The following is a 19,167-nucleotide window of genomic DNA, read 5'->3' as shown; positions in this document are numbered from 1 at the left end:
CAACAACCTTCCTTCCATGTAACCGCCACATTTACTGTGTAGAGTTCGGGTAGTATTGGACTTTGTTTTGTTAAGCAAACTCATCCACTCTACTTCAGCCTGATGTGATTTCTGTTCGTCGGTTCAGAATTTTGCCTCTAGCTTCCTTCAGATTCCACGTCACCATGGACACCCTTGCTCTTGGCTAACGGTTCCTACTACCAAGCCCGTAGTGGACTTTCACCACCTAGTTGTTGCTCATGCTGGGCACACTTAAAACACTGTATGGTTAAACCATACAGTGTTCTCTTATTCTACAACTACTTTACCGTCTTCAATTAATTTGTCTGCGACCCATTCTGCGACTTTCCCAGTAATCTCAACACAATGCATTTTTCTTTCAGGACTTTGAAAATTGTCTCCAGCCCATTTTCTTGTCATAACTCTGCAGCAAGTTGACCCATACTCTTCTTTTATGTAGTCATGCAATCCTGCTGCCACAGGAAACATTGAATCGTCCATTTTCTCGCCATAATTTCTGCCATAAACCATTCCCAACGCCATGATTCCCCCACTTACCGCGCCACACAAACAACCTGATTTGCCTATGCCAATTGGAAAGCCTGATGCCATTTTTACTATGTCATCTTCATATGGTTTCCCAAGCAAATTATTTATTGTTCTGACAACTGCTTCAGAACAGAAAAATTCTCCTCTTTGAAAATAGCCTTCAGCTTCATTTTTCACTTGATTAACTAATTCTTCTCTAGTCATCATATCACTCCTTAATTAGAAATTGTCTTTTTACTTAAAAATGAAATGTACCTTATTAAAACATATACAACCAATAAAACTGCTATTATTTCTTCAATCAATGCAACTGAAGTTAAAAAGCTTAATGATTCGTTAACTCCTTTTAAATAGTTTGCTGCTCCCTTTATCCCTATTGCTGTTATAACAGTTGGAAAAGTAAATGCAGAATAAGACGGATAGAATTTTAAGCTCAATAGCTTTGGCAATCTAGTTAGCACATAAATATAAAGAATTTGCGAAACTATTAAAAGCGCTAAAACAATCCCATAACTTTTATTTCCGAATACATTCATGTATCCTGCAAGTAACAGCCCTGCTGGAGCAGTCATAATAGTTATAGTTGGCAATGCCGGCTCAGGCATTTCTTTCACAACAAATACTCTCTTTATTACAACAGGCAATAATACTATAAAACTTATTAATCCAAAATAAAACAGTATCCTTCCAATAGACTCATAACCAAATGCTTTAGAAGAAACTGATCCGGCTACTATCCCTACATATACGATGAACCACGAAGGAAAAACTTTTTTAATGTCAAATTTTGATACAAAATTAATTGTAAACCAAATTATCAATATGATATGAAATGCTAAACCAACTATCCACAAACATCTAGCTAGTGGATCAGAGTAAGGTTTTAAATAAGTACTTAAAATCATAATTGCCATGCTAAATGTTGGAAACGAGCTTGCAATTACTGGATTTCCTAAATCTTTTTTTGTCTGTTCAAATGACATAAATATTTTAATAATTAAAAGCACTGCTAATATAGCACTAATAATACCGAAAATATTGCGATATACTTCTCCACGGCTTTGTACTAAATTCCCACATGCCGCAAGCCCAAGTATAAGCCCTGAAATTGGCAATGGAATTTTTTTGATTTTCTCCATAAGATCCCTCCTTAATTTGTCAATTATCAGTCTACCATAAAATCTTGGGAATAGTTATTGAAATGTTTTATAAAAATATAATTTTAATTGAATTTATAAATATCTATGTTTTAAAACCGAGGACTATAGTGCTTAATTATCAATTCTAATCTAGATGTTGAGTTTCGAAGGAAGATACATCTATTATTTCAATTTATATAAGCGGCAAAGGTCAATTTTATAATTTCCTATTGAACTAACTTATATAATGATGTATTATATTATCAACTTCATATTTCTTTTAAGGTGTACTACTTAATAGGGAAATGCGTGAAACGCTGCAGCCCCCGCTACTGTATGTGGTATGCTTATCATTTATCCACTGTAGCTTTGCTATGGGAAGGTTTGATAAGTTTAAGCCATAAGCCAGGAGACCTGCCTTAAAGACTATGTTTTACTTTCGGAGGGAAAGGAGGAAACAAGAAACAATTAGTTTTATATTGTATTTTTGCTCCTTTTTAGGAGCTTTTTTTATGTTTATGAGGAGGTTTAAAATGAAACCAGATTATGATTTAATAAGTTATCCTTTTTTAAATGAAGATTCAAAAATTGTAGATCATGAAATTCTCACCGACAAGCTTTCTGCTTCTCTAGGCCATATATTGTCTCAAAACACTCCATTAGAAAAAGAAACTTGGTGGCTATTGGAGAGAGTTTTGCACTTGAACGGCTCACTAAGAGGTAAAATGGCTATTTCCGAAGCTGATATCAAAGAAGGTTTGATAATGTATCATGTATTAAAAGATAGAAACAAAGACAGACTAATTAATTTTGTATACCCCACAGGCTCTAGTATTGCAACTTTATATCACAATGCAAGATGCGAAGCTAAAATTGTCACTAGAAATCTACATCTAATTGAAAAATCAGGTGTAATTGTGCCACAGGTGCTCATAGATTTTTCAAATTTGGCAGCTAATCTTCTGTTTGCATTTGCAATAGAAACTAACAGGCTTGAAAACATAAATGAAATTGAATTTATATCAAAATCTTATTAACTGGAGGAATTAGAATAAAATGAAAAATACTAAAAAAATTATACTGGCAATTCTTGCAATAGCCTTGGTTGCAGGAGTGTTTTTTGGAATAAACAAATACTTCCAAGGCAGTGATCTCGAAAAAGACATTTATATCACAGTCATCAATGATACCACCGGAGAAGTGCTGATGGAAAAAACAAAATTTAAAACTGAAAAGGAGAATCTTGGAGATTTTCTAGAAGAAAATAAAGAAAAATTGAATGTGAAAATGACTGATACGCAATATGGAAGATTTTTAGATGGCTTGTTGGGTCTTGAAACTGCCGACATGACAAATGGACCTTGGTGGATGTATTCGTATAAATCCAAAGAAAAAGGACTTGATATGAAAATAGGAGAAGCTCCGGGCGTTGATTCGATTGGTCTTAACGAAGGAGATGAAATAGAATTCCACTATACTAAAGATATGGGAATGTAAAATGAGCAGTAAAAAAATAACACGAGTAGCCATGCTTGCAAGCATTTTGTATATTATTCAATTCATTGGCTCAGGGCTACTATATGTAGAGCTTGTGAACTTCACTATCCTCTTGTATGGGGTAAGCCTAGAAAGAGATGAATCGTATTTAGCCGTTGCCATATTTTGCTTTTTGGTGATGCTCACACGTGGCTTTGGGCTCTGGACAATAATGTATTTAGTTGTTTTCCCGCAATACGCTTTTATATATTCGACTGTAGGTAAAAGAATAAGATCTGAGTACGCACTTTCACTATTAGGGTTTTTCTTGGCGTTTATATGTGGAACTTTGATTGACATACCTTATATAATTGCTGCCGGATTAGACTATAATGGATTGATAGTTCGTTTATTGCTGGGATTTCAAGTATCTATAGTAAATGCTTTAGTTACTTTTGTTGCAACATTATTTTTGCTAAATCCTTTAAAAAAGCTTTTACTAAAGCTTAATACTTAAAAAGTAGAGCTTTTGCTCTACTTGCCCCCTTTTCTTCTCAAGCGAATTATCAAATAAACTATTATGGAAATAATAAATCCTTCTATTCCAATAGTTGTCATTACTCTTATTTCTTCAGTATTCCCAATTCCATTTGATATTCCTCTAATATAATAATAAATAGCTGTAATTAAAAATGCTATTGGCAATATAAACCCTGTGATTTTATTCTCTTTTGTGGCAAATCCAATTTGCAAAAACAAAGTTATCAAGCCTAAAAGTAGATAAACAAGCAATAAATTCCCTTCCAATGTACCACCTTCATTTCAAGTTATTTTATCTTTTTCTAAATTATAATATATTTAGTCAAAAATATAAATAGACACCCCATAAAATAGGGGTGCCGTTATTATTTGTTTTCCAAGTCATACACTCTTTTGTATAAATTGATCAATCTACTTATTAAATTTTTCTCAGCAAGTGCAGTCATAAGTTGGTCTTGAGCATGCACTACAAGGAAATTTGGAACTTGGCTTTGCTTGCCTTGGACTAATTTATTTTGATAGTCATGCCCTTCATAAAATTCTTCATCAGCTTTTTCTAAGTGTTTTTTCGCATCATCAAATCTGCCTTCTTCTGCTGCTTCTAGCGCTTCGTACGCTTCGGCTCTTGCATTCCCTCCATGAAGCACCAGATTGTATATAATCTCTTCTAAATCCATTTCATCGATTTTATCATTACTCATTTGCAACTACTCCTTCTTGTTCTGAATTTATTAACTGTTTTTCATACATTTTAAAGAAAGGATAATATATGATTCCAGCAACTACTATATTTACAAGTTGCAATACTATCGCCTTCCAGTCCCCGCTACTAGAGATAAACCCACTTAAGAATACCGGCACTGTAAATGGAAGCTGTAGCAAAGGTTTTGCGACGATATTTGTAGCAAATGCAATATAGTTTATTGTTACTGCTGCCATAGGCGCCAACATGAATGGTATCATCAATATTGGGTTTAATACTATTGGCGCTCCGAAAATTACAGGTTCGTTTATATTAAATATCGCTGGAACTAAAGACGCCCTTCCTATAGTTTTTAATTGTACAGATGCTGAGAACATGAACATGATTACCAATGGCCAAGTTAATCCTGAACCACCTATATGTGTAAATACATGGAAAAATGGTTCAGTTATAATTCCAGTTAACTCTGCTCCTGATGCTGCGGCTTCAGCATTTGCAGCTAATTGGCTCATCCAAAATGGATATGCGATAGAGGATACTACATTCATTCCATGAATACCTAATGACCACAATAGCATCATTAGAATTGTCTCAGCTATAGCTGCTGGATAACTATTTGAAGCTACAACTAGCGGTTGGAAAACTTGTATTACAAGCTGTGGCAAGGTTATCTGATACCTAGACCAAACTATCCATTCTACTCCCCAAGCAAGTATAATCATAGTAAACATAGGAATTAGAGCTATAAAGCTTCTCACTACATATGGAGGCACTTGCTCAGGCATCTTTATGACCACTCCTCTTTTGTTGAAAAATCTGACTACTATAGGTGTTATTATACCTACTATGATGGCAATAAACAGCCCTTGTCCTCCCAAATAATTCAATACTTCTCCAAAGCTTACGCTTGTTATGTCTGTCGCTGGAAAGCATGTTATTAAAAATGCTAACATGGCTGTCAAGCCAGTCATAGATTCATCTAAATCCCAACGAGAAGCAAGACTATATGCTGTACCAAATGCGACCATCAACGCCATGACTCCAAAAGTCAAGTTGAATGGAATCAATATTTGTGCCATTATAGGTTTTACTGCATTTTCCCAAGCTATAATAGGACCCCAGTTTATACCTGTAGGAGGATTAGCAATGATCAAGAATATTGCCCCAGTTAGTATTACAGGAAGAGCAAAACTGCTAAATGCGTCTCTTATAGCTTGCAAATAGACATTTTGTGCTATTCTTGCAAGTACCGGCATGACTTTTTCTTCTAACCACTTCATAATTCGGCTGTTGTTTAGTTTGTTCCCATCCATAAACTAGCCCTCCTTCTTGCTATTGGCAAGATCTATTATTTGTTTTAATATTTTCTTGCCATCCATTACTGCAAATGCTTGCATATCTACAATATCCACTGGAATGTTGTATTTACTTGCAATTGTCTCAATCTCTTTTTTCAGGTGTCTTACTTGAGGTTCTAACAATGCTACATCATATTTTTCCGCATTCTTTTTAAACTCCCCTGTTCCGCCAGCATCTACAACTACATCCAATTCCTGTTTTTTTGCCTCATCTGAAACTTTTTTTGCCAAAGCGCTTGATGTTGCACCCCAGCTACATAAAATTACGGCATGTATTGCCATATGATCATCCTCCTATTTTTTTAATTTTTGATAAGCTTTGTTTTCAGCTTTTATCATTTTTATGAAAAATTTTTGAGCATAATATATAAAAGTTATAAATCCACCTCCAAACAATAGCACCACCAATCCTCTGGAAACACCTTCATTGACCATAGTGTATATTCCAGAAACTCCCCATATTGCCAGTAAAATAATGTAAAAAATCTTAACTTGCACTTTACTTAAAAAGAACATCACATCATCTCTCTCCTTATTTCGTCCATGTACTTGACCTTCAATAAATCTGAAAATATTCTTTCCATATTCTCTTTTGTTTTTGCGGAACTTATCCTAGTAGGCAATTGTATATCTTCTATCAAAGCTGCGCTTATATCTCCAATTAGTCTAATTGAAGCTTTGTCATCAGGCGAAAGTAGCAACATGGCTGTACGTACTCTCTCATTGTTGTTGAATAAGTTTTTCATCATTACTTCATTTTTCAAATTACCAATTGAGATTATTGGTTTCTCTATATGCTCTGTAATGCAGTGATATATCACAAATTGCCTTTCTGGAAGAACCAATGCCCCTAACTCTTCTCTGCCTATCAGCTTTTCCTCTATATCCAAAATGTCTTTTATATAGCCTCTATGTTGCAAATAAAGAAGAAATTCTCTGATAATTTCCTTTGAATTGCTTTGTTTTAAATCAATTACTGTGAAGTTTTCTAAAATGTCCAATAGGTATTTACCATACTTTGCAATGTACATTGCGTCAAATTCTCTTTTGCTTTGCACTGCATAATTGCGGTTATCCATTATCAAATCTGTCTTTAATGCATTTTGGATCTTTTTAATATCATCTTCAAGCAACAGTGGATTTACTACAACACTCTTAATCTGTGTATTTTTAATCGGTATAGTTGATACAATCAAGTCGATATCAAACTTGTTTAAAGCTTCATCTAATTTCATGCTGGATACCGCATCTACCACATTCAGTTGAGGAAATAGCTGAAGCTTAGATAGCATCATCCTAGATGTTCCTATGCCACTGGCACAAACCGCTAGAACATTATATTGCTTTTTAATTTTGTTTTTTCTTTCAATTGAAGCTCCAAAATGCATTGCAATATATCCAATTTCATCATCCGGAATTGGTATATTTATTTCGCGTTCTAAAGTTTTGCAAATTGCTTTTGTCTTTGTAAACAGATCCGCATATTTGCTTTTTATGTCATCAATCAATGGATTTCGGATATTTAAACCGCTCAACAATCTATCTATAGCTGGACCTATGTGGGTTAATAGGCCATTAAACAATACCTCATCTTGTTTAAAATTTGCAGAGAATATTTCTTCCGCATTGGAAATCATTGAGTTTACTATATTTAATAAGCTCTCGTCAACGGAATTTTTAGTGACATCCTTATATCTAGCGCCTTTTAAGTGAATCGTTATATAACCAATCTCACTCTCCGGAATTTGTATGTTTAGTTCTTTTTGTAAATTTTCTGCTAGTACTATTGCATATTGATATTCTTCAGACATCTTCAGCTCTCTGAGTTTGATTGGGTTTATATCTATTTTATCCCCTGCCTCTAATCTTTTTACAACGAGCACAAGGTGTATGAGTAATCCCATATAAGAGCTTTCTACCATTTCAAATTCAATCTCTTTTGCAAGCTTTTTTATTGATTTTTCTATTGTATTGAGTGTGCTTATATCGACAATTCCCTTTAAATACCTATCAAGGTCGTATTGCATATCATTGGCATAAGAATTTTTATTTAATACATCTATCAGAATATCTTTTTTAACATTCTCATATAAGAAATTTATAATAGCTTTTCTAATATCGTTTTCTTTTCCCTCAACACCAACTCCATATCCAGGTTTTGCAACTAGAACTAGATCTTGTTCATTTAGCCATTTTTCTATATCTTTGAGATCATAGCTTATGGTAGCTGATGAAACATTGAACTTTTTAGCAAAATAATCCAACTTTAATGGCTCGCTATTTTTCAATAGCTCTGATAATATAAGCTTTTTTCTCTCTTCTATTGAAATAGCAGGTCTCTTAGTCCAAAAATCCATCTTGATTGTTTCAATTTGTTTTTCATCTGCAATTAACTTTATCCCGTCTTTTTCATTGGATAATATGACATTGTAATTATCGCAAAGATATTTATTTATAGCGTTTATCTCCCTATATATAGTTCTTTTGCTAATGCCATATTCATTTGACAAAACATCGATGTTAAGTTTTTCACCATCCAATAGTCTTTTAAATATATCAAACTGTCGCGCGCTTAGATTTGACATAATATACACCTTCAATGCCATTTATTTAATATTAAATAACTTTACATCTATATTATATTACTATATTGCTTATATTAAACACAAAGTTGTAAGATCTGTGTCATGGTTATATGACAAAATATTAATATTTCCTTTAATCTTTAAATCAATGATGAATTGACATAGGATTTATAAAAAAATATAAAAAATATATGTTGCATTTTGATTTATATAGGCTTATACTATAAGCATAAGTTTATTAATATAAGCGTATGCTTAGGAGGTATTATGACAAACCGAGAACTTGAAATATTAAACATCATCAAAAAAAATCCTCTAGTTTCTCAAAACGAAATAGCCGAAATGTTAAATATTACTAGGTCGAGTGTAGCAGTTCATATAGCCAATTTAACTAAAAAGGGAATCATTAAGGGCAGAGGCTATTTAATTGAAGAGTCGAGATATGTTAGCGTCATCGGAGGAGCAAATGTCGACATTGTAGGATTCCCTAATGAATTGCTTCGTAGAAACGACTCGAACCCCGGCTTAGTAAAGTTGTCAGTTGGCGGCGTTGCTAGAAATATTGCCGAAAATATATCCAGATTAGGAATAAATACCAAATTGTTTACAGTGGTTGGAGATGATATGTACGGAGAAAAAATTGTCGATGAATGCAAGCTAGCTAACATAGACACTAGTTACATAAAGACCATCTCAAATGAATCATCCGGCACATATTTAGCAATACTAGATGAGAAAATGGATATGGATGTAGCTATTTCCTCTATGGATATCTTTAAATATCTAAATGAGAATTATCTGTATGAAAATGCCATCACATTGCAAGGTAGCGAGATAATAGTGCTAGATACAAATTTAGAGAAAGAAACACTCGAATATGCAGTCGAAAATTATAAGGATAAGAAGCTATTCTTAGATACTGTTTCTTTTTCCAAAGCTTTGAGAGCAAAAGATGTGTTGGGGTATTTTCACACTATTAAGCCTAACAAACTCGAAGTTGAAGCTATAACAGGTATAAAGATAGAGGATAAAGAGGATTTAATAAAAGCAAGCAATATCATCCACAATTTAGGTGTGAAGAATATAGTGATTTCACTTGGCGAGAAAGGTGCTTTTTATAGCACAGAAGGATGTCATGGTAGATTAAAAGCCAAGAAAGCCAATATAAAGAATGCTACTGGCGCAGGTGATGCATTTCAAGCAGGATTAGTCTTTGGTGAATACAATACCTTACCATTCAAAGAGAGCGTCAAATATGCGATGGCTGCAAGCCTTGTGGCAATGGAATCAGAAGATACAATAAATAAAAATATATCCGTAGAAAAGTTAGAAGAATATATAAACAAATTGGAGGAATATTGATGAAAAATATTGTTAAACTGTCAAGAGAAGTAGAAAATGCTTTAAAAGAAAATAAGCCTGTGGTTGCACTAGAATCCACGATAATTTCGCACGGTATGCCTTATCCACAAAATGTTGAAACCGCATTGAATGTAGAAAAAATCATAAGGGATAATGGCGCAGTACCTGCTACTATTGGAATAATCAATGGGCAGCTCATCGCAGGCCTAACAGAAGAAGAGATAGACTACATGGGAAAGACAAAAGGAATTTTAAAAGTATCTAGAAGAGATATCCCATATGTATGTGCTATGAAAAAGGATGGCGCCACTACAGTTGCTTCAACTATGATAATCGCTGAAATGTCTGGAATTAAAGTCTTTGCAACAGGCGGAATTGGTGGAGTTCATAGGGGAGCAGAGACTACTATGGATATATCCGCAGATCTCGAAGAACTTGCTCAAACAAATGTAGCAGTAGTATGCGCTGGGGCAAAATCCATTTTAGATCTAGGTCTTACTTTAGAGTATTTAGAGACAAAAGGAGTGTTAGTTCTAGGCTATAAAACTAATAAACTCCCTGCTTTCTACACAAGAAGCAGCGAGTTTGACGTTGATTACCGTGTTGATAGTCCAAAAGAAATTGCAGATATAATTAATGCTAAATGGAGTTTGAACTTAAAAGGCGGTATGCTCATTGCAAATCCTATACCTGAAGAGTATTCCATGAATGAAGAATTAATTAATAAAAGCATAGAAGAAGCTGTAAGAGAGGCTAATGAAAAGGGTATCAAAGGTAAAGCTCTCACGCCATTTCTTCTATCAAAGATAAAAGATGTAACTGAGGGGAAATCACTCGAGGCAAATATACAACTTGTTTATAACAATGCATTGTTAGCAGCAAAAATCGCAGTTGAAATGAATAAATAGTTTAATTTTTTAATTAGAGTTTGCTTATGCGAACTCTTTTTTTATATATAATTGTCGCAATCTTATGAATTTAAATTCCTACTAATTTACTGTTTAATTATTTTATTTTTGGAGATATATATAATAAATGATAACGATTATCAATTATAACAGGAGGTTAGTTTATGATATTTGATGAATACAATCCATTGGATAACAAGATGTATCAAGTACTAGATGAAAACGGAAATCTAGTTGACGATAAAGATCAACCAAATTTAAGTGATGATGAGCTGTTGTATCTTTTCAAGACTATGCTTTACGAACGAACTATTGATGAAAAAGCGCTTTCGTATCAAAGACAAGGAAGAATGCTCACCTATGCGCCAAATATAGGGCAAGAAGCAGCTCAAATCGGCAGTGCTTTTGCTATAGAAAAAGATGACTGGCTTGTCCCAGCTTTTAGAGAATTAGGCGCTTGGCTAATTAAGGGGGTTCCATTAAAGAATATTTATCTTTACTGGTATGGCAATGAATGGGGCAGTCATTTTCCAGACGATGTAAAGATGCTCCCTGTGTCTGTTCCAATCGCTTCACAACTACAGCATGCTACAGGTATAGGTATGGCAAATAATATAAAGGGAGAAAAAAGCGTCGTAATGACCTATGTAGGAGACGGCGGTACTTCTCATGGGGATTTTCACGAAGCTTTAAATTTTGCAGCAGTGTTTAATGCTCCTGTAATCTTTATAATACAAAATAATCAATATGCCATATCTACTCCAAGAAAAGTTCAAACTAAAAGCAAAAATTTAGCCGTAAAAGCAATTGCTTATGGTTTGCCCGGTATACTAGTAGATGGCAACGATTTATTTGCTATGTACAACGCTTCAAAAGCAGCTGTTGAAAGAGCAAGAAACGGTGAAGGTCCAACTTTAATTGAAGCATTCACTTATAGGCTAGGAGCTCACACAACAAGTGATGATCCTACAAAGTACAGAGAAGATAAAGAAGTAGAGGAATGGAAGAAAAAAGATCCTATTTTAAGATTAGAACTTTTCTTGAAAAATAAAGGGTTAATAGATGATAAATGGGTTGAAAACACTAAAGCTGAACTTGAAAAAGATGTGACTGCAACTTTTGAAGAAATAGAAGGAAAATCAGATACTGAAATTGATGATATCTTTAAATTCACTTATGAAAAGATGACACCGCAACTAGAAGAACAATTATTCGAATATAAAGCTTTTTTAGAAGGAGGTAACAAATAATGCCCAATACTTTAAATATGGTGCAAGCAATAAATCAAGCTCTTATGGAAGAAATGGATAGAGATGAATCAATTGTGGTATATGGTGAAGATGTCGGTGTGGAAGGTGGAGTTTTTAGAGTAACACAAGACTTGCAAAAGAAGTTTGGAGAGAAAAGGGTTTTTGATACTCCATTGGCCGAATCTGCAATAGTCGGTACAGCCGTCGGCATGGCAGTAAATGGGCTTAGACCTATTGTTGAGATGCAGTTCTCAGGATTTTCTTATCCAGCATTTAATCAAATAATAAGTCATGTGGCTCGTATGAGAAATCGTTCTAGAGGCAAGTACAATCTTCCTATGGTTATAAGAGCACCTTATGGAGGGGGAATAAGGGCATTAGAGCATCACTCAGAAAGTACAGAAGCTTTGTATGCTCAAATCCCCGGTTTGAAAGTCGTTATACCATCTACGCCATATGATGCTAAAGGGCTTCTAATATCTGCTATTAGGGATAATGATCCTGTTCTCTTTTGGGAACCCAAAAGAATTTATAGAGCATTTAAACAAGAAGTGCCAGAAGGACCATATGAGATTCCAATAGGGAAAGCGAAAATTATAGAATCAGGTGAGGACATCACAGTTGTTTCATGGGGAGCTATGGTAAGAGATGTTCAAAAGGCAATCGATATGGTAAAGGCCAAAGATATATCAGTTGAACTTATTGATTTAAGAACAATAGCGCCTATGGATAGAGACAGTTTTGTAGAATCAGTGAAGAAAACCGGTAGAATTTTAGTTGTCCATGAGGCTCCAAAGACTCTTGGAGTAGGTGCTGAAATAATATCTATTGTCAATGAAAAAGCATTCTTATATCTTGAAGCTCCACCAACAAGGTTAACTGGTTTTGACACTACTTTTCCTTTGCCAAGAGGAGAGCAGCATTATATACCAACGCCAGAGAGAATTGCTAAAACTATTGAAGATGTAGTGCGTTACTAAGGAGGAGTAAAAATGAGATTTGAATTTCAATTTCCAGATATAGGAGAAGGTATTCATGAAGGTATAATTACTAAATGGCTTGTCAAGGAAGGCGATTTAATAAAAGAAGGAGATTCTGTAGCAGAGGTTGAAACAGATAAAGTTACTACTGAAATACCTTCTCCCAAAACCGGCAAGATTGTAGAATTGAGGGCAAACAATGGCGATACTATTCATGTTGGAGATGTCTTTGTAGTCATAGATACCGAAGGCGCTGCCGATGAAGAATCTCCAGTAGAGAAAAAAGATACTTTAAATGAGAAAAAAGAAATTGTTGAAGAAGAAAATGCAGGAGTGGTTGGCGAAGTAATTGCATCTTCCGAAGTAATAGCACCCAGCGATGAGAGCAATTTCAGAAGTGAAAATAAAGATGAGGTCAAAAAAGCTCTCGCCACGCCAGTTGCAAGAAAACTCGCTAAAGATTTAGGCGTGGATATAAATCAAATTGTTGGAAGTGGACCAAATGGTCGAGTTATGAAAGAGGATATAATTAAAGCTAGTGAAAAACCTCAAGTTGGAAAACAAGAAGTAGCGATAGATGAAACAGTTAAAACAGCTCGTAAAGCGCAAGAAGAAAAAGTTTTGATTGAAGATGAAAAAGTTGAAAGAATTCCTCTGACAAAGATAAGAAAGACAATTGCTGAAAAAATGACTCAATCAAGATTTACTATACCGCATACAACTGCGATGGATGAACTGGATGTAACCGAATTATATGAATTTAGAAAAAGATATAAAGATTCATTAAGAGAAGAAGAAATCAATCTAACTTTTATGCCTTTTATAATTAAAGCAACTATAGCAGTCCTTAAGCAAATGCCAGAATTCAATTCAACACTTGATGAAGAAAACGATGAATTGATATTAAAGAAATTTTATCATATAGGTATCGCAACCGATACAGAGCGAGGATTAATGGTGCCTGTCATAAAAGATGCAGATAGATTGAGCATAATTGAGTTAGCTAAAAAAGTAGATGAAATTTCTAGCAAAGCAAAAAATAACCAAATTGAACTTAAAGATTTAAAGGGGAGTAGTTTCACAATTACAAATTACGGTTCTATAGGTGGATATTATGGAATCCCAATAATAAATTACCCTGAGTCAGCAATTTTAGGAGTTGGAAGAATAGTTCAAAAGCCTATAATTAAGAATAATGAAATAGTAAAAGCATGGATTCTACCTCTTTCATTGTCCTATGACCATAGGATAATCGATGGAGCAAGTGGAGCTAGATTTTTAAACATGATGAAAGAATTGCTAGAAAATCCAGAAATGCTTTTGCTTAAAGCTTAAGAGGTGAGCGACATGAAGAAATATGATGTAGTTGTGCTTGGCGGGGGACCCGGAGGATATATAGCAACCATAAAGTCAAGTCAGCTTGGAAAAAAAGTAGCAGTAGTAGAGAAAGACAAATTAGGTGGTATATGCTTAAATTGGGGTTGTATTCCAACTAAAACACTGTTGTCTTATGCAAAACACTTTCAAGATATTTTGAGAAGTGAAGACTTCGGCATAGGTGGAATCGACAAGTCTAAAGTGTATGTCGACATTGAAAAAATGATGCTAAAAAAAGATGAAACTGTTAACAAACTGGTTTCAGGTATTCACATGTTATTTAAGAAAAACGGTGTAGATTTATACAATGGATTTGGAAAAGTAATTGATGAAAGTACTATAGATGTTGAGGGGGATATTTTATCCTTTGACAATTTAATAATAGCAACTGGTTCAAAACCCTATATCCCAGCTATAGATGGCTTAAAAGAGAGCTTTGACAGTGGCAAAGCGATCAATAACATGGGTATTTTAACTCAAAAAGAGAAGTTCGATAAGGTTCTAGTATTAGGAAATGACACCTATTCAGTAGAATATGCTACTTTTTACAACTCAATAGGCACAGACGTCACTATGATATATAGTGATAAAAATATACTTCCTCAATATGATAGCGAACTATCGCAAACTTTGGAAAGGCAACTTAAAAAAAGTGGTGTAAAACTAGTAAACAATGCTAATATAACGAAGATAAGCGACGATAAAATTACTTTAACCCAAAACGGCAAAGAAAAGGAATTCACTGCAGACAAATATATAGTATTCTATGGAATAAAGCCAAATTTAAGTGGTGTAGAAAACTTGAAAATTGAGAAAGATGAAATGGGATTTATTCTAACAGACGAAAATCTTAGAACCAGTATACCGAATGTATTTGCAATAGGTGATGTCAATGGAAAAATGCCATTAGCTCATGTAGCATCCTTTGAAGGTGTAATAGCAAGTGAAAATATTTGTGGAATTGATTCCAAAATTGATTATCTTAAAATTCCAAAAGTTGTATACTCATTCCCTGAAATCGCTAGTGTTGGCTTAACCGAAGATGAGGCTAAAATAAAAAATATTGACTGTACAGTAGGGAAATTTCCATTATCTGCAAACAGCATGGCAAGTATAAAAGGCGAAACTGCTGGTTTTGTAAAGATTTTGGCAGATAAAAATATGTATGGCGAAATCATCGGTTTGCATATAATTGGTAATGATGCTTCAAATATGATAGCCGAAGGAGTTGGACTAATGAACTTAGAGGGTACAATCTATGACTTGGCAAAGATAGTTCATCCACATCCTACATTGACCGAAGCGATAGTGGAAGCAAGTTTAGCCGCTATTGACAAGCCATTAAATATATAAAATGGGTGGAATTTCCACCCATTTATATCAATTATCTATTGGTTCAGGTCTTCCATAATAAAATCCTTGAATGAAGTCACATTCCAATATACACAACAAATCTCTCTGATTTTTAGTCTCGACACCTTCTCCTACTACTAGCAAGCCTAACCTGTGAGATAATTCAATGATAGATTTAACCATCAAATGATCTCTCTCATCCGTTTCTATATTGTCTATAAAGCTCTTATCCAATTTCACTTTATCAAATGGCAAATTCTTTAAGTAATTTAAAGAGGAATAGCCTGTGCCAAAATCATCCATAGAAAGTTTAAACCCCATTTCTTTTATTTTATCTAGTATTTCAACTGTTTTTTCAATGTTATTAAGCAGCGAAGATTCTGTAACTTCAAACTCAATATAGTCAGGGTTAACATCATATTTTAGTGTTAAATCTTCTAAGAAACGGATAATATTTCTTTCGAGTATACCCTTAGCAGATAAATTTATAGAGATATATTTCATCTCTGGATTCAGTTTTCTTAATAGTTTAAATCGCTTAAAGCACTCCTCAATGACAATTTGTTCAATTTCTACCATTTGGCCAGAAGCTTCCGCAACTGGTATAAATTGTCCGGGAGAAATCATGCCTCTATGTGGATGCATCCATCTAACAAGCGCTTCATAACCTGCTATTTTCTCTGCTCTTGTGTAAACTATTGGCTGAAAGTAGACTATAAATTCATTTCTCTCAATTGCTATCCTGATTTGATTTATCATATCCGCCTGTGAAAATACATATTCTCCGAGTGTATCACTGTATCTAATAAATTGAGATCTCCCTTTGCTCTTGGAATAATGTAGAGCGGTATCGGCATATCTTAACAAGGTATCAAAATCGTTGCCATTAATTTTAAAAAGTGAATATCCAATGCTAGCAGATAATTTAAAGTCGCTGTTCTCCAAAAAATTTTTTTTGCGCAAGTCTTTCAAAAACTGCTCTATTCTTTTTTCCAATGAACTTATGTCTTTATATCCCTTATATATAACTAAGAATTCATCGGCATTTAATCTTCCTATGAAATTGTCCTTTCCAAACTCACATTTTAAAAACTCTGAAAATTTCTTTAAAAATTCATCGCCATAACTATATCCCAACAAATTGTTTACATGCCTGAAATCGTCAATATCAATGTATAGAAATGCAATATCTTCATTAGGGTTTTTTTTAGCTAATCTTGAAAAATCCTCTTTTAATTTTTCTTTATTTGATAGATTAGTGAGATTGTCATAATGCGATATATTGAAAAGTGCTTCTTTCATAACTACTTTTTCTGTTATATCGGATCTGATTCCAATTATTTTTTCTAGTCTTCCTGTCTTGTCAAATACCTTCATGCCTCTTGAAAATACCCATTTATAACTATCATCGATATTCATGACTCGATAAATTAATTCTATCTTCGAATCATCGCTTCGAATAAATTTTTCTAAACTGTCAATGATTTGCAAAATATCTTCTTCCTGGATTTTATCATGATAATGTAACATTATATTGTCACTATAATTAAATGTATATTTTGCAATATAGTGATTTCCATTGTCATTTTCTCCATTGATCACAAGCTCCCAAATCTCTCCACCTACATCCTCTAGAAGCTTACCATAATTATTTAAATTCTCTTTTAATACATCTATTTCTTCTCTTTTGTTTGAATTACCCATTAAAGTTTCCATTTTCCTCCAAAATCTTCCTTTATATAAGAAGTCTAACAATCCATCTGCTTATTAATTATACTAGAAAACAATTAACAATTCATATCAATAATGTTAATATTTCGTAATTTTTAAAGTACAAAGCTATTCATGTTTATACTTAATTCTTCAGCTAATGATGCTTGTTCCTCTGCTACTTTTTCTACTTCTTCAATAGCTTTTGACAGTTCTTTCATGTTTGAAGAAATGTCAACAGTTCTGCCTGTTGATTGCTCTATTGTGGTAGCTACAGATTCAATCGCTTCATTTATCTCAGATATGGCTTCTTTTATTTCAGTTGATTTCTCATTAAATTTAGAAATCAAGTTTTCTACATACTCTGCGTCTTCTAGGTATTTGCTACCTGTTTCAACAAGGCTATCATAATCTGCAATTACTTTAGAATCGATGAATTTGAGTAAATCATCTGAACTTGATGTCAATTCGGTAAATACTTCATTAACATCTCCAACCAAGTCAGTTATCTTATCTACAGCTGAGGAAGAAGCTTCTGCCAATTTTCTTACTTCATCTGCTACAACTGCAAATCCTCTCCCATGATCTCCAGCTCTAGCTGCTTCTATGGCAGCATTTAAAGCTAATAGGTTTGTTTTTTCAGCTATTTCCTTGATTGAGTCAGCCATGATCTTAATCTCTGAAACTATCTTTCCTCTTTCTATGGATTCTTTTATAGCTTTTTGTTTGACTTTATATGTGTTAGTTGCTTCACTTCTATTTAATAATGCGGTTTCTTTGAGTTCAGATGCTCTATTTGCAATTAGCTTAGCGTTTTCTTTCCCTTTTTCAGTTTCTTCAAGTATAGTTTTTGCATTATCCAAAATTTGATCCCCTGATGAACTTACTTCTTCTATGGCGGCAGAAGTTTCTTCCATGCTTGCTGCAATTTCTTGTGTGGAAGAATTTACTTCTTGGATTTGAGCACTTATTTCTTCTACTGTTGCACTTAATTCTTCACTAGATGCACTCGCTTCTTCTGCATTTTCTTTTGACAAGCTTATAATCTCTCTGAGCCCTTCTTTAGTTTGCTTAAATGCCCTAGATAAGTCACCAATTTCATCTTTCCTAATCAACAAGCTATCCTCAATTTCAAAAGAAAAATTGCCATCTCTTAGCATAGTAGAATAATTTACAGCTTCTTTTATTCCTCCTACTATACTCTTTGAATTGTAAAAACCTAACATCAAAGATAGCAAAAATGTAATCAATGCAACTACAATTGTTATAATCAAGGTAATAGCCATCCTCGATTGTGCATCTTTATACATAATATCAGAAACTTTAAGATTGTAGTTTATCATCTCGCAAATTGCATTCTCAATATCATTTTCAAACTTACTTGCTTTGCTGTATGTACTAATTGCTTGTGAATACTGTCCATTTTTTACATATTTAATAACTTCATCTCTAAGGGGTCTGTATTCTAATAATGCTTGTTTGAAATTAGCTAGTAGAACTTTTTCTTGTGTATCTAATGATCTATTTTCATACTCTTTTATTAGATCATTGTTCTCATTAACTAGTACATTTAATTCTTCTTCTGAATTTTTCATGACAGTGTCATTATATGTTACCTGATACTGCCAGAGTATTTTCATAGTCTCTTCTTTGGTTTTTTTAACATTGCTTTCTATGTCTGTCAAGAGTAAGTTTCCTTTTAATCTATCTTCATACATCGATTTAAGGTCTTTAGTAGATTGATTTAGTGAAATAACGCTTACTACTCCAACTAGTATGGAAAGTACAGCTATTATCATAAAACCTCCAAACACTTTAGTTTTTGTGTTTAAATTGTTTAAAAACTTTGCCATCAAAAATCCCCCTCTAGAATTTAA

The 19,167-nt window shown here is 33.8% G+C and carries 19 protein-coding genes and 1 riboswitch; of the genes, 9 read left to right on the top strand and 10 right to left on the bottom strand.

Features of this window, described 5'->3' with window-relative positions; all coding sequences use genetic code 11:
• Nucleotides 1-288 precede the first annotated feature (288 nt).
• Nucleotides 289-753, bottom strand: coding sequence for a C-GCAxxG-C-C family protein (locus tag BO51_RS07100; protein ID WP_496485314.1), 465 nt, complete (start codon nt 751-753; stop codon nt 289-291).
• 11 nt (nt 754-764) lie between these two features.
• On the bottom strand, nt 765-1,688 hold the full coding sequence (locus tag BO51_RS07095) for a TDT family transporter (protein ID WP_496485312.1): 924 nt from the start codon (nt 1,686-1,688) through the stop codon (nt 765-767).
• Between the two features lie 266 nt (nt 1,689-1,954).
• Nucleotides 1,955-2,124, top strand: a riboswitch (cobalamin riboswitch).
• Nucleotides 2,125-2,221: 97 nt separating this feature from the next.
• Here BO51_RS07095 and BO51_RS07090 point away from each other — a divergent pair.
• From BO51_RS07090 to BO51_RS07080, 3 genes are read left to right on the top strand one after another with little or no spacing between them, the layout of a single operon-like run.
• Nucleotides 2,222-2,725 (top strand): hypothetical protein, encoded by a 504-nt coding sequence (locus tag BO51_RS07090; protein ID WP_496485310.1) that lies wholly within the window; start codon nt 2,222-2,224, stop codon nt 2,723-2,725.
• 19 nt (nt 2,726-2,744) lie between these two features.
• Complete coding sequence (locus BO51_RS07085) at nt 2,745-3,185, top strand: hypothetical protein (protein WP_496485308.1); 441 nt, start codon at nt 2,745-2,747, stop codon at nt 3,183-3,185.
• Nucleotide 3,186: 1 nt separating this feature from the next.
• Nucleotides 3,187-3,681 (top strand): hypothetical protein, encoded by a 495-nt coding sequence (locus BO51_RS07080; protein WP_496485306.1) that lies wholly within the window; start codon nt 3,187-3,189, stop codon nt 3,679-3,681.
• Nucleotides 3,682-3,698: 17 nt separating this feature from the next.
• Here BO51_RS07080 and BO51_RS07075 read toward each other — a convergent pair whose 3' ends face one another.
• The 6 genes from BO51_RS07075 to BO51_RS07050 all read right to left on the bottom strand — a co-directional run bounded on the left by BO51_RS07075 (nt 3,699) and on the right by BO51_RS07050 (nt 8,350).
• Nucleotides 3,699-3,971: a hypothetical protein gene (locus tag BO51_RS07075; RefSeq protein ID WP_496485304.1), complete on the bottom strand. Its 273-nt coding sequence runs from the start codon at nt 3,969-3,971 to the stop codon at nt 3,699-3,701.
• A 98-nt stretch (nt 3,972-4,069) separates the two neighbouring features.
• The gene (locus BO51_RS07070) at nt 4,070-4,405 is read right to left on the bottom strand and encodes a PTS sugar transporter subunit IIA (protein ID WP_496485302.1); all 336 of its coding nucleotides are present in this window, start codon (nt 4,403-4,405) and stop codon (nt 4,070-4,072) included.
• Nucleotides 4,398-5,720, bottom strand: a complete 1,323-nt coding sequence (locus BO51_RS07065) for a PTS sugar transporter subunit IIC (RefSeq protein ID WP_496485300.1) — start codon at nt 5,718-5,720, stop codon at nt 4,398-4,400. The genes BO51_RS07070 and BO51_RS07065 overlap by 8 nt, the downstream gene beginning before the upstream one ends.
• A 3-nt stretch (nt 5,721-5,723) precedes the next feature.
• On the bottom strand, nt 5,724-6,047 hold the full coding sequence (locus BO51_RS07060) for a PTS sugar transporter subunit IIB (protein WP_496485298.1): 324 nt from the start codon (nt 6,045-6,047) through the stop codon (nt 5,724-5,726).
• A 12-nt stretch (nt 6,048-6,059) separates the two neighbouring features.
• On the bottom strand, nt 6,060-6,281 hold the full coding sequence (locus BO51_RS07055; protein ID WP_496485296.1) for a hypothetical protein: 222 nt from the start codon (nt 6,279-6,281) through the stop codon (nt 6,060-6,062).
• Nucleotides 6,281-8,350, bottom strand: a complete 2,070-nt coding sequence (locus BO51_RS07050) for a BglG family transcription antiterminator (RefSeq protein ID WP_496485294.1) — start codon at nt 8,348-8,350, stop codon at nt 6,281-6,283. The genes BO51_RS07055 and BO51_RS07050 overlap by 1 nt, the downstream gene beginning before the upstream one ends.
• 267 nt (nt 8,351-8,617) lie before the next feature.
• Here BO51_RS07050 and BO51_RS07045 point away from each other — a divergent pair, with 267 nt between their 5' ends.
• From BO51_RS07045 to lpdA, 6 genes are all read left to right on the top strand, one after another.
• The gene (locus BO51_RS07045) at nt 8,618-9,712 is read left to right on the top strand and encodes a PfkB family carbohydrate kinase (RefSeq protein WP_496485292.1); all 1,095 of its coding nucleotides are present in this window, start codon (nt 8,618-8,620) and stop codon (nt 9,710-9,712) included.
• On the top strand, nt 9,712-10,620 hold the full coding sequence (locus BO51_RS07040; protein ID WP_496485290.1) for a pseudouridine-5'-phosphate glycosidase: 909 nt from the start codon (nt 9,712-9,714) through the stop codon (nt 10,618-10,620). Before BO51_RS07045 ends, BO51_RS07040 begins: the two co-directional genes overlap by 1 nt.
• Nucleotides 10,621-10,784: 164 nt before the next feature.
• Complete coding sequence (gene pdhA / locus BO51_RS07035) at nt 10,785-11,870, top strand: pyruvate dehydrogenase (acetyl-transferring) E1 component subunit alpha (protein ID WP_496485288.1); 1,086 nt, start codon at nt 10,785-10,787, stop codon at nt 11,868-11,870.
• Entirely contained in the window at nt 11,870-12,850 is a 981-nt protein-coding gene (locus BO51_RS07030) for an alpha-ketoacid dehydrogenase subunit beta (protein ID WP_496485286.1), read from the top strand. The genes pdhA and BO51_RS07030 overlap by 1 nt, the downstream gene beginning before the upstream one ends.
• A gap of 12 nt (nt 12,851-12,862) precedes the next feature.
• Complete coding sequence (locus BO51_RS07025; RefSeq protein ID WP_496485284.1) at nt 12,863-14,185, top strand: dihydrolipoamide acetyltransferase family protein; 1,323 nt, start codon at nt 12,863-12,865, stop codon at nt 14,183-14,185.
• Nucleotides 14,186-14,197: 12 nt separating this feature from the next.
• The gene (gene lpdA / locus BO51_RS07020) at nt 14,198-15,580 is read left to right on the top strand and encodes a dihydrolipoyl dehydrogenase (RefSeq protein WP_496485282.1); all 1,383 of its coding nucleotides are present in this window, start codon (nt 14,198-14,200) and stop codon (nt 15,578-15,580) included.
• Between the two features lie 27 nt (nt 15,581-15,607).
• On the opposite strand, the gene BO51_RS07015 is transcribed toward lpdA, so the two are convergent.
• The gene (locus BO51_RS07015; RefSeq protein ID WP_496485280.1) at nt 15,608-17,296 is read right to left on the bottom strand and encodes a putative bifunctional diguanylate cyclase/phosphodiesterase; all 1,689 of its coding nucleotides are present in this window, start codon (nt 17,294-17,296) and stop codon (nt 15,608-15,610) included.
• Nucleotides 17,297-17,406: 110 nt separating this feature from the next.
• Nucleotides 17,407-19,143, bottom strand: coding sequence for a methyl-accepting chemotaxis protein (locus BO51_RS07010; protein ID WP_496485278.1), 1,737 nt, complete (start codon nt 19,141-19,143; stop codon nt 17,407-17,409).
• Nucleotides 19,144-19,167 lie beyond the last annotated feature (24 nt).

The organism is Soehngenia saccharolytica DSM 12858 (genome assembly GCF_059568515.1).
This window is presented reverse-complemented; position numbering and strand designations above follow the sequence as displayed.

Coding starts and splice junctions, on each gene's coding strand:
- BO51_RS07060 (WP_496485298.1), bottom strand. CDS start 6,047: ATGGCAATACATGCCGTAATTTTATGTAGCTGGGGTGCAACATCAAGC.
- BO51_RS07095 (WP_496485312.1), bottom strand. CDS start 1,688: ATGGAGAAAATCAAAAAAATTCCATTGCCAATTTCAGGGCTTATACTT.
- BO51_RS07090 (WP_496485310.1), top strand. CDS start 2,222: ATGAAACCAGATTATGATTTAATAAGTTATCCTTTTTTAAATGAAGAT.
- lpdA (WP_496485282.1), top strand. CDS start 14,198: ATGAAGAAATATGATGTAGTTGTGCTTGGCGGGGGACCCGGAGGATAT.
- pdhA (WP_496485288.1), top strand. CDS start 10,785: ATGATATTTGATGAATACAATCCATTGGATAACAAGATGTATCAAGTA.
- BO51_RS07085 (WP_496485308.1), top strand. CDS start 2,745: ATGAAAAATACTAAAAAAATTATACTGGCAATTCTTGCAATAGCCTTG.
- BO51_RS07030 (WP_496485286.1), top strand. CDS start 11,870: ATGCCCAATACTTTAAATATGGTGCAAGCAATAAATCAAGCTCTTATG.
- BO51_RS07050 (WP_496485294.1), bottom strand. CDS start 8,350: ATGTCAAATCTAAGCGCGCGACAGTTTGATATATTTAAAAGACTATTG.
- BO51_RS07065 (WP_496485300.1), bottom strand. CDS start 5,720: ATGGATGGGAACAAACTAAACAACAGCCGAATTATGAAGTGGTTAGAA.
- BO51_RS07100 (WP_496485314.1), bottom strand. CDS start 753: ATGACTAGAGAAGAATTAGTTAATCAAGTGAAAAATGAAGCTGAAGGC.
- BO51_RS07045 (WP_496485292.1), top strand. CDS start 8,618: ATGACAAACCGAGAACTTGAAATATTAAACATCATCAAAAAAAATCCT.
- BO51_RS07070 (WP_496485302.1), bottom strand. CDS start 4,405: ATGAGTAATGATAAAATCGATGAAATGGATTTAGAAGAGATTATATAC.
- BO51_RS07010 (WP_496485278.1), bottom strand. CDS start 19,143: ATGGCAAAGTTTTTAAACAATTTAAACACAAAAACTAAAGTGTTTGGA.
- BO51_RS07055 (WP_496485296.1), bottom strand. CDS start 6,281: ATGTTCTTTTTAAGTAAAGTGCAAGTTAAGATTTTTTACATTATTTTA.
- BO51_RS07040 (WP_496485290.1), top strand. CDS start 9,712: ATGAAAAATATTGTTAAACTGTCAAGAGAAGTAGAAAATGCTTTAAAA.
- BO51_RS07080 (WP_496485306.1), top strand. CDS start 3,187: ATGAGCAGTAAAAAAATAACACGAGTAGCCATGCTTGCAAGCATTTTG.
- BO51_RS07025 (WP_496485284.1), top strand. CDS start 12,863: ATGAGATTTGAATTTCAATTTCCAGATATAGGAGAAGGTATTCATGAA.
- BO51_RS07015 (WP_496485280.1), bottom strand. CDS start 17,296: ATGGAAACTTTAATGGGTAATTCAAACAAAAGAGAAGAAATAGATGTA.